General features: G+C 59.7%; 9 protein-coding genes. 6 read left to right on the forward strand and 3 right to left on the reverse strand.

Features of this window, described 5'->3' with window-relative positions:
• Positions 1-22 precede the first annotated feature (22 nt).
• The 6 genes from J4E00_RS25540 (at position 23) to J4E00_RS25565 (ending at position 7940) form a co-directional block, all read left to right on the forward strand.
• Entirely contained in the window at positions 23-1201 is a 1179-nt protein-coding gene (locus J4E00_RS25540) for a M20 family metallopeptidase (protein ID WP_208178181.1), read from the forward strand.
• Between the two features lie 79 nt (positions 1202-1280).
• Entirely contained in the window at positions 1281-2093 is an 813-nt protein-coding gene (locus J4E00_RS25545) for a hypothetical protein (RefSeq protein WP_208178182.1), read from the forward strand.
• A 252-nt stretch (positions 2094-2345) separates the two neighbouring features.
• Positions 2346-2879, forward strand: a complete 534-nt coding sequence (locus J4E00_RS25550) for an Hsp20/alpha crystallin family protein (protein WP_208178183.1) — start codon at positions 2346-2348, stop codon at positions 2877-2879.
• 240 nt (positions 2880-3119) lie between these two features.
• A complete protein-coding gene (locus J4E00_RS25555) occupies positions 3120-4622 on the forward strand; it encodes a Do family serine endopeptidase (protein ID WP_236050151.1) in 1503 nt (500 codons plus the stop codon).
• A 323-nt stretch (positions 4623-4945) separates the two neighbouring features.
• Positions 4946-6136, forward strand: a complete 1191-nt coding sequence (locus tag J4E00_RS25560; RefSeq protein ID WP_208178184.1) for an AAA family ATPase — start codon at positions 4946-4948, stop codon at positions 6134-6136.
• A 199-nt stretch (positions 6137-6335) separates the two neighbouring features.
• The gene (locus J4E00_RS25565; RefSeq protein WP_208178185.1) at positions 6336-7940 is read left to right on the forward strand and encodes an aldehyde dehydrogenase family protein; all 1605 of its coding nucleotides are present in this window, start codon (positions 6336-6338) and stop codon (positions 7938-7940) included.
• Between the two features lie 70 nt (positions 7941-8010).
• Here J4E00_RS25565 and J4E00_RS25570 read toward each other — a convergent pair whose 3' ends face one another.
• The 3 genes from J4E00_RS25570 to J4E00_RS25580 all read right to left on the reverse strand — a co-directional run bounded on the left by J4E00_RS25570 (position 8011) and on the right by J4E00_RS25580 (position 11935).
• Entirely contained in the window at positions 8011-8475 is a 465-nt protein-coding gene (locus tag J4E00_RS25570) for a hypothetical protein (RefSeq protein WP_208178186.1), read from the reverse strand.
• Positions 8476-8620: 145 nt separating this feature from the next.
• Positions 8621-10141 (reverse strand): TSUP family transporter, encoded by a 1521-nt coding sequence (locus tag J4E00_RS30115; protein WP_208178187.1) that lies wholly within the window; start codon positions 10139-10141, stop codon positions 8621-8623.
• Between the two features lie 81 nt (positions 10142-10222).
• Complete coding sequence (locus tag J4E00_RS25580; protein ID WP_208178188.1) at positions 10223-11935, reverse strand: NADPH-dependent assimilatory sulfite reductase hemoprotein subunit; 1713 nt, start codon at positions 11933-11935, stop codon at positions 10223-10225.
• Positions 11936-11943: the final 8 nt, after the last annotated feature.

Below are 11943 nucleotides of genomic sequence, written 5' to 3' on the forward strand. Positions count from 1 at the left end.
ATCCGATAAATCCGCCGAATCCGTGGTTCAGACAATCCAGCGCCTCGCCGCCCAGTTCGCCGCCGACACCGTGGCCGTACGCCGCCACCTGCACGCTAATCCTGAGCTCTCCTTTGAGGAGGTGAACACGGCCGCCTTCGTCACAAAGGAGCTGGAGAAGCTGGGCCTGCGCCCGCACCCCATCGCCAACACCGGCGTGGTGGCCCTTATCGAAGGCCTGCCCGGCGGCCCCACCATCGCCCTGCGCGCCGACATGGATGCGCTACCCATCCAGGAAACCAGCGATATCCCCTACAAATCAACCAATCCCGGTGTGATGCACGCCTGCGGCCACGACGTACACACTGCTTCCTTGCTGGGCGCGGCCCGCATTCTGAATGAGCTGAAAGGCCAGTTCAAAGGCACTGTCAAGCTCATGTTCCAACCCGGCGAGGAGCGGCTGCCCGGCGGTGCTTCGCTCATGATTAAGGAAGGTGTGCTGGAAAACCCGGCCGTGGGCCAGGTGCTGGGTCAGCACGTATTTCCGCACCTGCCGGCCGGCAAAATTGGCCTGCGCCCCGGCCGCTACATGGCCAGCACCGACGAGCTCTACCTGACCATCAAAGGCAAGGGCGGCCACGGCGCCATGCCCGAAATGAATCTCGACCCGGTGCTGGTGGCCGCGCATCTCATCGTAGCCGCTCAGCAGCTGGTGAGCCGCCGCGCCAGTCCCAAAATTCCTTCGGTGCTGAGCTTCGGCAAAGTCATCGCCAACGGCGCGACCAACGTCATCCCCAACGAAGTGTACATTGAAGGCACCTTCCGCACCCTCAACGAGGAATGGCGCGCCGAGGCCCATCAGCACCTGCGTCGCCTCTGCGAAGGCCTGGCTGAAAGCATGGGCGCCGTGTGCGAGCTGGAAATCCGTCACGGCTACCCCTACCTCGAAAACGAGCCCGCCCTCACCGCCCGCGTCCGCGCCGCCGCCGAAGAATACCTCGGCTCCGAAAACGTGGTGGAGCTCGACCAGTGGATGGCCGCCGAGGACTTCGCCTACTTCTCCCAAGCCGCGCCGGCCTGCTTCTACCGCCTCGGCACTCGCCACGAAGACGGCCGCTTTGCCGCCTCTGTGCACACGCCCACGTTTGATATCGACGAGCAGGCGCTAACTACTGGCCCGGGCCTCATGGCTTGGCTGGCCATCAAGGAATTAGGAGAATAGCGCTGTAGCGTGGACGCTGCGAGCCTGCGTATTGACCGAATAACGCGCCGACTCGCAGAGTCCACGCTACTTTATCATCATGAAACGACTTCTGCCCCTTGCTCTGCTTTTGGCCAGTTTGGCTGCCCAGCCTGCTGCCGCTCAAACCCGGCGCGCCCTATCCGGCCTGCAGCTCTGGCCCGAACTACAGGCCGAGCTGGCGCTGCCCGACAGCGAGAGCGACTACGTGCTGCTGGCCGTGCGCGGCCAAAACAACACGGACAACAATGGTTTCGACGACCCCAACCGCTTCCTCGGATTCGATGAGCGGCGCGTGACGCTCAACTTTGAGCATTTCTGGAACGAGCATTGGAGCGGCGGCGGCGGCTTGGGTTACTTCTCGGCCAACAAAGCCTACGTGCTGATTCCCGAAGTGCTGCTGCGCCACCGTAGCAATGTGGCCTCGTTCACCTTCGGCCAGCGCCTGAGCTTTGAGCGCACCTTTCCCAGCCCTGCCAACGCCAAAGGCCAGACCAATGCCCGCCTGCGCGCCGACTTGGAGAAAATATTTCCCCTCACCGCCAGCGTGGCCCTGCGCCCCCGGCTGAGCTATGAAGCTGCCACCCATTTCCGCCTGCTAAAGTCCGACACCGACCCAGATGAGCGGTTCATCCAATTCACCAGCCTGCGGGCTGAGGTGGGCTGCCGCGTCGGCAGCAACTTCGATTTTACGCCTTGGTTTGCCTACCAAACAAACTACCTCGTCACCCTGCCGCAATACGACAGCATGGGCAATCAAACCTCCGGCGGCAACCTGAACCTCGTGAGCCCAGTGCTGGGCATTGACCTGCGCTACACCATTCTGCAGGGGCAGGACGCAGCCAAACGCAAGCAGCTACCAACGCAACACTAGCGTCTGCTGATGTAATAGAGATGATTGGCTGCCAAAATGGCCGATGCGTATTCTGGCTAAATATTGTCAATGCGTACTACTGGTGCTGTTTTGTCAAGATTGGTGGCAATGTTCTAATCGCATAACTTTAAAATTTAAGACAATTTGTCGCAATAATTATTGCCAAAGCCGATTGGTATAGATTTTAAGGAAGTGAAGTGTGCCGCAAGACGGCAGTCATTCTTTCACAACTCTTAAACTATCAATATCACCATGGCAACTTTGCTGTATAACCCCCGCCCTTCTCTCCGTCCGAGCCGTGCCTTGAGCGCCATGCTTGCCGACATGCTGCAGGCCCCGCAAACGGCTGCCGCGCAACCCACGCCGGCCTTCGTGCCCGCCGCCGATATCCTCGAAACCGCTGAAGGCTTTGAATTGCACTTGGCCCTGCCCGGCGTGAAAAAAGAAGCCGTCAACCTGGAATTCCTCGATGGTGAGCTCGTGGTATCCGGCAACCGGTCGAACCCGGCTGCCGCTGCCAAGGAAGCCGCTGCTACCGCTACCGAAGCTGCGCCGGTTAATGAGAATGCCTCGGAAAACACGTCTGCAGTAGTGGTCCCCGAAGCTCCGGCCGTGCCCAAGTTCCGCCGCACCGAAACCAACTACGGCAGCTTCTCCCGCAGCTTCCGCTTACCCGAAACAGTGAACGTGAAAGCCATCTCTGCCGAGTTGACAGACGGTATCCTGCGCGTAACGTTGCCCTTCGACACTGAGAAAGTGACCAAGCAGCATATTGAAATCCGCTAATTGCGGGTCGCTCTGTAAAAAAGGCACCCCACGGGGTGCCTTTTTTGCCGAACGGCGTGTTGTATTCCTGACAGCCCTGACTTGGCCTGTTTTCTGCTAAAAGCAACCTTCAGAGACGAAAGCGAATCATTAGCGCGTTGTTGAAAATAACCTGACCTAGCTCATGCGGTTTTCATTCGACCGTTTTTAAATTAGGCCCGTCGTTCACCCCATTAATCCTTTTTCATTTTTCCCTTACCCATGCAAGCAAAACAAATGATGCTCGGCCTGCTCGGTTCTGCCATTCTTGGCGGCGGTGTGGCCGTGGGGGGGTACAAACTGCTGGAGCCGGCCCCCTCGGTGCAGCAGGCTGTAGCCGCCGACCCCCAGGTGCGTTACACTTCCGAGATGCGGAGCTCGCCTTATACGGTGCCCGAAGGCTTGAACTTCGTAGCCGCTGCTGCCGCTGTGACCCCCGCTGTGGTGCACGTAATGACTGAATACGCCGCGCCGTCCGTCGACCAGCGCCAGCAGCAGATGGACCCCTTCCTACGCCAGTTCTTCGGCGACCAGATGGAGCAGTTCCGGGGCCAGCAGCCCCAGGGCGGTGGCCAGGGCTCGGGCTCGGGTGTAATTATTGCTGCCAACGGCTACATTGTGACCAACAACCACGTTATCGACAAGGCCTCCAAAATTGAGGTGGTACTCGACGACAAGCGCAAGTTCGACGCCGAGCTGGTAGGCGCCGACCCCAACACCGACCTCGCGGTACTGAAAGTGAAGGCTGACAACCTGCCCTTCATCAAGTACGGCAACTCCGACGATGTGAAAGTAGGCCAGTGGGTGCTCGCCGTAGGCAACCCTTTCAACCTGAACTCAACCGTGACGGCTGGCATTATTTCGGCCAAAGGCCGGAACATCGACATCCTGCGCCGTAAGGACAACATGGGCATCGAGTCGTTCATTCAGACTGATGCTGTGGTGAACCCCGGCAACTCAGGCGGTGCCCTCGTCAACCTCAACGGCGACCTCATCGGCATCAACTCGGCTATCGCTTCGCACACCGGCAGCTACGAAGGCTACTCGTTTGCTATCCCCAGCTCGCTGGCCAGCAAAGTGGTCGATGACCTATTGAAATACAAAGTAGTGCAGCGCGCCTTGCTCGGCGTACAGATTCAAGAAGTGGATGCCAAGCTAGCTTCTGAGAAAAAGCTGAACACCCTTAATGGGGTGTATGTGCAAGGCCTAAGCGAGAACAGCGCCGCCGCCGCCGCCGGCCTGAAAATGGGCGATATCATCACCCAAATCAACGGCGTAGCGGTAAACACCTCCTCGCAATTGCAGGAGCAAGTGGCCCGCTTCCGCCCTGGCGATAAGATTAAAGTGAACTACCTGCGTAGCGGCGCTGCCGGCGTGACGGAGGCCGTTCTGCGCAACGCTACCGGTACCACCGCTATTGTGCGCGAGGATGCCGCTGCGGCGTCCATCAAGTACGAAGGCGCAACCATTGCCGCCGTGCCGCCCCGCGACTTAGCCAAGCTGGGCCTGGAAGGCGGTGCCAAAATCAGTGGCATCAAGGGCAGCAACTTCCGCGAAACGGGCATGGCCGATGGCTTCATCATCACCCGCATCGACAAGAACCAGGTGAGCAAGCCAGCTGACGTGAAAAATTACCTCGACCAGGCCCGTCAAAATTCGGGCGCGCTAGTCGAAGGCGTATACCCGGATGGTCGCAAAGCCTACTACCCCATTGGGCAGGAGTAAGTAGTATCTTTTGCTTAAAAAAAGCCTCTGCCGCCTCGGCAGAGGCTTTTTTTTTGGCGGTAATTGGACAGGAGCATTATCCCATTTCGGGACATAAAAAGGCTGCATTATAATTGTCCAAATACCCTTGTTTGAATAGGGTGATGAGATTAAATATACGACTGGGAATCAGGGTAGATAAATTTGATAATGCAGTAAAAAAGGCTGCATATTTAAGGCCGAATGACGGATTGCTTCGTAAATACTTTTCCCAGGTCGGGAGCTTGTTGACGTGGAATTATCAACTGGCTCACTCCCCCGATTTGGTCCGCCTTCGTTAGTGCATGGAAAACGTCATCAACACCCTATACATCCAGAATTTTAAGTCGATTCGGAGTGCCATCCTGCACCCACGGCGAGTGAATATCATCATTGGCGAGCCCAACGTGGGCAAATCGACGGTGCTGGAAGCCATGAGCCTGCTGGGCAGTTTCCCCTACGAGCAGAAGAAAAAGTTTATGCGCAGCTTTATTCGCTACGAAAAGCCCGCGCAGCTCTTCCACGATAGCCTGATGACCAGCCCGATTCGGGTGGAAACCGACCGCGACGTGTGCTTGCTGGGACGGGTGAACCAGAATGGGGAAAAGCGCTTCAAGTACGCGGTATTCAGCCAGACAGCTTACCTGTTGTTGCGTGCCCAGCTGGGTTTGCCGTTGCTGGAGGGCCGCGGCAAAAACCGCACGAGCGATGATGCCCAGCTATTGGGCCGCATCTACGACCACTTAGCCAATGCCGGTACGCTGCCCGAACCGGGTTTCCTCTATACCGAGTTCGACCGTGATGGCTACGTGGACCAGCCGGGAGCCGGCGGCCACTACCTGACCTCTGTTCCGGCTTGGCAGCCGCGGGCGGTGAAATCGTACCGCTTCAAGCACAAAGGCCACCTCGACCGCCGCTACTCCGATGCCTCGCTACGCCCACCCCACGGCAACAACCTGGTGCAGGTACTGGAAGCCAACGTCGATTTACGCCAGGAATTTGCTACCCTGTTTGAAAACCACAACCTACGCCTACGTGTGCGGCCCGACACTCGCCGCTTCGAGGTAATGAAGGAAGTGGATGGGCTCAGCTTTGCCTATCCGTACTCCAGCAGCGGCGATACGTTGCGACGCTACGGCTTCCACCTGGCCGCCATGGAATCAAACCGCAACACGGTTATTCTGCTGGAGGAACCCGAGGCTCATTCTTATCCGCGCTACGTGAAGCAGCTGGCTGAACGCGTGGCTACGCAGCAGACCAACCAGTATTTCGTGACCACTCATAGCCCACAGTTCTTTAATGAGCTGTTGGAAAACATGGTGCCCTACGAAAACCGGGTGCCAGAGCTTGCCGTGTTTATAGCATACTACAAGGACTTTCAAACCAAAATCCGGCAGCTGTCGGATGAGGAAGTACGCGGCCTGCGGCGTGATAGCCTCGACGTATTCAACGACCTGAGCCAACTGGCCCAGGAGCCCGTGGGGCGTAAGGTATAGTAAAGCTTTGCCGTCATCCCGAGCGTAGCAAAGGACCTTGTCACGACTCAGTGGCTTGCGATAATCCTGAAAATGCAGACGTGACAGTGTTCAAGGTGACAGATGTTGGGTCAGAATGAATAGGGCTGACGCGCCAGCCCGCCGTCAACTCCCCGGCAAACCGTAGCTTTGCCCCTGCATCATCCCACCTCATTTTCCCATGAAGCAGGCCCTCGAAGAAGCTACCGCGCCCGACGTAACCGTAGCGCATCCCCACCACGACCCCCACGGCATTCAGGACGTACTGCGCCAGTTGGGTGTAGAAGACGATAATGCCGCCTACAGCACCGGCCGCAGCTGGGGCGTCAGCGCCAACGCGGAGCGCCGCGTCGTCAACGCGCCCGCCGATGGCCGCCGCATTGCCAGCGTGGCCTTTGCCACTGCCGATGACTACGAAACCGTTGTAAAATCTGCTCAGGAAGCTTTCAAAACCTGGCGTTTGATGCCCGCACCGAAGCGCGGCGAAATCGTGCGTCAGATTGGCAACAAGCTGCGCGAGTTCAAGGAGCCGCTGGGCAAGCTGGTGAGCGCCGAGATGGGCAAAATCCTGCAGGAAGGCCTGGGCGAAGTGCAGGAGATGATTGACATCTGCGACTTCGCGGTGGGTTTGAGCCGGCAGCTGCACGGCTTCACCATGCACTCGGAGCGCCCGGCGCACCGCATGTACGACCAATACCATCCGCTGGGCATCGTGGGCATCATTTCGGCCTTCAACTTCCCGGTGGCCGTGTGGAGCTGGAATGCCATGCTGGCGGCCGTGTGCGGCGACGTGAGCATCTGGAAGCCCTCGGAGAAAACGCCCCTCACGGCCGTGGCCGTGCAGCACATCATCAAGGACGTGCTGGCCGAAAATGACATTCCCGAAGGTGTGTTCAGCGTGGTGATTGGCGATGCCAGCATTGGCGCGGCCATGGCAGCTGATAAGCGCATTCCGCTGGTTTCGGCCACGGGTAGCACCCGTATGGGCCGGAAAGTGGGCGAAGTAGTGGGGGCCCGCCTGGGCCGCGCCCTGTTGGAGCTGGGTGGCAACAACGCCATCATCGTCACCAAAAACGCCGACCTCGACATTGCCATTCGCGCCATCGTGTTTGGAGCCGTGGGTACGGCGGGGCAGCGCTGCACCAGCACGCGCCGCGTTATCATCGAGGACAGCGTATTTGAGGAGGTGAAAAACCGCCTGCTGGCCACCTATCCGAAGCTGCCCATCGGCCATCCCTTGCAGGAAGGCACACTGGTGGGCCCACTGATTGACGCTGACGCAGTGAAGACGTTTGAAGACGCGCTGGTGCGTGTGCAGGCCGAAGGCGGCAAGCTGCTCACCGGCGGGCAGGTGCTGAGCGGCGCCGAGCTGCACGGCGGCCACTACGTGCAGCCTGCGCTGGTGGAGGTCGAAAACCATTACCACACAGTGCAGGAGGAGACGTTCGCGCCCATCCTTTACCTCATTAAGTACAGTGGCGAGGTGCAGAATGCCATCGACATTCAGAACGACGTGCGGCAGGGCTTGTCAAGCAGCATCTTCACCCTGAATATGCGCGAGGCCGAAGCCTTCCTGGCCGCCAGCGGTTCCGACTGCGGCATTGCCAACGTGAACATCGGCACGAGCGGGGCCGAAATCGGCGGCGCGTTCGGCGGCGAGAAGGAAACCGGCGGCGGCCGCGAATCCGGCTCCGACGCCTGGAAGGTGTACATGCGCCGCCAGACCAACACCATCAACTATTCGACGGAATTGCCGCTGGCGCAGGGCATCAAATTCGACATATAGCGCAAGGGTTTATGTGTCAAAAAAGCCCTTTTCAGTTGCGAGAAGGGCTTTTTTGATGCGACTGCTGAGGCTAGTTGACTTTAATGTCGCCGTGCCCTTTGTAGTAAAGGGTAGTGCCATTGTAGAGCACATAATAGATTCGGTAACGCTTCCCTTTTGGAAATGCATTGAGGTCGAGGGGGAGCACCAAATTGCGAGCCGGAGTGGAAAAAGTCTGCAGGTAATACGACTGGTAGGTGTCGCCTACTACAATTATTTGGCACTTCACTGCATCTGGTGTGTCGTAGCGAAAAGAAGTGGCAGTCGTGGCCGGGTTAGGATAGGCACTGATGTCGGAGGCAGTGCCCTGCGCCGCGCCGTTCAAATTGAGGCCAAGCGAAGCAAACAGGCTTTGTTCGGGTTCATTCCACGTGCGGTCCAGGGTCCAGTCGGAGGGGTCTTGTGGACCAGTAGCAACGTTTTGGTCCGTGCGGTAGCTGATGCCTTCGTCAGGCCCAAAATCAATAGTTTCAGGCAGGGGTGGATTTTTATTCAATTGGCAATCACCAAAAACGAGGGCACTACAAAGCACCGCCAGTACCAGCAGTTGCCACTGAAACGGTTTCTTTTTCACCATTGCCGAAAAACTTGTTATTCAGACAAGTTACGGCTTTATATAAGACGGCGCAAAAATAGTAAGGCTACAGCAGCTTGCGCAATGCCCAGAGGCTCCAAACGATGACCATCAGGCCGACGCCCACAAACATCCAACGGGTAGGGAGGCGGCCGGCGAGGCGGGCGGCCAGCGGCGCGGCGGCCACGCCGCCCACGATGAGACCGGCCACAATCTGCCAGTGCGACAGGCCTTTCATGGCGAAAAAGGTGAAGGCGCTGGCGAAGGTGACGAAGAACTCCACGAGGCTGACGGTGCCGATAACGTAACGCGGGGTGCGCCCGTTGGTGATGAGCGTGCTGGTAACCAGCGGGCCCCAACCGCCGCCGCCGAACGAATCGAGAAAGCCGCCGGCCCCGGCCAGCCAGCCGGCGTTTTTCACCTTGCGGCGCTTTTCGCGCTGCTTGCGCACGGCCTTGCTGATGATGCGGATGCCCAGAATGAGCAGGTACGCCGCCAGGAGGGGCTTGACGTAGTTGGCGTACTCCTCACCGAAGCGCGAGAGTAAATAGGCCCCGCCAATGGAGCCGGCAATGCCCGGCAGCAGCAGCACCCGAAACAGGCGCTTATTCACGTTGCCGAATCGGTAGTGGTGGTAGCCCGAGGCCCCGCTGGCAAACATCTCGGCCGTGTGAATACTGGCGCTCACCGACACCGGACTCAGCCCTAGAGACATCAAACTGATGGCCGAAACCACGCCATAACCCATGCCTAGCATGCCATCCACGAGTTGGGCGATGAAGCCCACGGCCACGAACGTGTAGAACGTGCCCGACGAGCGCGCCACGTCCCAGACCTGCTGCCAGGTGAAGTAGTAGGAGAGGATGTTGAGGACGATGAAGAACGCAAACGTGGCCAGTGCACCCGTGGCCACGCGTCGCCAGTAGGTGGTGGCGGGCGTTTCGTAGGCGGGGCCGTTGGCCAGCTCGGCGGTCACAGCGTTCAGGGATTTTACTTTTTGGGTGAAGTCGCCTTGCAGGCGGCTGCGGATAACGGTCATCTGGCTGAGCACGTTGGATAGCTCGGCGGGCAGCACTTCGGCCAGTACTTCGCGCAGCCGCTTGCCGATAGTGGGCGACTTACCATTGGTGGAAATGGCAATTTTTAGGTCGCCCTTTTGCAGCACCGACGAGAGGTAGAAGTCGCACAGCTCGGGCGTATCGGCTACGTTGGTGAGGAGCTGGCGGGCGGCGGCGGCGCTGCCGATGTAGCGGTGCAGGGCCACGTCGTCGGTGGCCAGAAACAGGATGTCTTTGCCGTCGAGGTCAGAATCCTGGTAGGGGCGCTGGTGCAGTTGCACTTTGGGGTGGCGGGCAGCCAGCTCGCGCAGTTCGGGGCGGATGTGGGGGGCCACGACGGTAACGGCCGTGGCAGGGCTGTTGCGCAGAATGGCACCCAGCTTTTCGAGGCCCACGTTGCCGCCGCCCACCAGCAGCACGCGCATGTTCTCCAGCTTCAGGAAGATGGGAAACAAGTTGTTGGCCGGTGGCCCGGACCCCGGCGCAGTAGTTGCCGCCGGGGCCGTTGGGGTCGTGAGGTCAGAGTTCATAGCTCAGAAAGATACAAATGGGTAGGGGTTCGTTGCTAGTCTTCGAATCGCCTTATGGGCAAGGTTCCGACTAATGGAACGTCATGAATGAAAGTCCAGCCCGTATTGCGTGGCTTTCACAACGCCGGTGCGGACTACAAAGTCGCCGAAGCCTTCGCCGGTTTGGCGGTTGGTGGCATAGGCGGCGAGCAGGGGAGCGAGCTCGCGGAGGATGCCGTCTTCGTCCAGCATTTCGCGGTAGAGCTTGTTGAGGCGCTCGCCGGCGTGGTTAGCGCCGAGATAGAGGTTGTAGCGGCCTAGGGATTTACCCACGAGGCCGATTTCGCCGAGGTAGGGGCGGGCGCATCCGTTGGGGCAGCCAGTCATGCGGATGAGGATACCAGCCTCGGCCAGGCCATGGGCGCGGACGACGGCGTCGAGCTTGTCGAGCAGCTGAGGAAGGTAGCGCTCGGCCTCGGCGAAGGCCTGGGAGCAGGTGTTGAGGGCCACGCAGGCCAAGGCGTTGCGGCGCAGGGCGGTAAGCTGCTCAGCTTTGGGGGCCGCGCCGTGGGCTTCGAGAATAGCCTGGACGCGGGCGCGGTGGGCGGGCTCGATGTTGGCCAGAATCAGGTTCTGGTTGCCAGTGAGGCGGAAATCGCCGGTGTGGAAGGCGCTGATTTCGCGCAGGGCGGTTTTGAGGCGGTAGCCGGGGCGGTCGAGCACGCGCCCGCCTTCTACGAAGAGCACAAGGTGGGAGGGACCGTCGGCCGGGCCGGTCCAGCCAAAGGCGTCGCTGGAACTGTGGAACTGGTAGGGGCGGTTTTCAGCTAGTGCATAGCCCAACCGCTGGTGCAGTTCGGCCACGAAGGCGGTTAGGCCGGCGCGGTCAATAGTGTATTTGAGGCGCGAGAGCTTGCGGTTTTCGCGGTTGCCCCAGTCGCGCTGGATGGTCACGATTTTCTCGCACACGTCCACCACGTTTGCGGTGGGCACGAAGCCGATGAGGTCGGCCAGGCGGGGGTAGGTTTCGGGCTGGCCGAAGGTCATGCCCAGGCCGCCGCCCACGGCCACGTTGAAGCCCAGCAGCTCGCCGTTTTCCTCGATGGCGATGAGGCCGATGTCGTTCGAGAAAATGTCCGAGTCGTTGTAAGGCGGCAGCGCCAGGGCAATCTTAAACTTGCGCGGCAGGTAGGTTTTGCCGTACACCGTCTCCGCGTCGTCCGTCGCTTCGGTGGTGTTTTGCAACTCGCCGTCGAGCCAGATTTCGTGGTAGGCGGTGGTGCGCGGCGTGAGGTGGGCGCTGATGGCGGCGGCCACGGCCTGCACCTCGGCGTGTACCTGCGACTCGTGCGGGTTGGTGTTGCACATCACGTTACGGTTCACATCACCGCAGCCCGCGATGCTGTCCAGCAGCGCATCGTTGAAGCCCTGGATGGTGGGGCGCAGGTCACGCTTGAGCACGCCGTGCAGCTGGAAGGTCTGGCGGGTGGTGAGCTTGAGGGTGCCGTTGCCGTAGGCGTCAGCCAGGGCATCCATGCGCTGCCACTGGGGCGCGGTAGCTACGCCGCCGGGCACCCGCACCCGAATCATGAAGGAAAACAGCGGCTCCAGCTTCTGGCGCTTGCGCTCGGAATCGAGGTCGCGGTCGGTTTGCTGGTAGGAGCCGTGGAACTTGATGAGGTGGGTATCGTCGTGGTTCAGCGCGCCGGTGAGGCGGTTGCCGAGGCTCTCGACGATGGTGCCGCGCAGGTAGCGGCTGGCGATTTTGACGTGCTCAACTTCGGAGAGTTTCTGCGGAGCGGTGGTTTCGGACATAATGTTCT

It is taken from the genome of Hymenobacter negativus, from assembly GCF_017571495.1.
GTDB classification, from domain to species: Bacteria; Bacteroidota; Bacteroidia; order Cytophagales; family Hymenobacteraceae; genus Hymenobacter; species Hymenobacter negativus.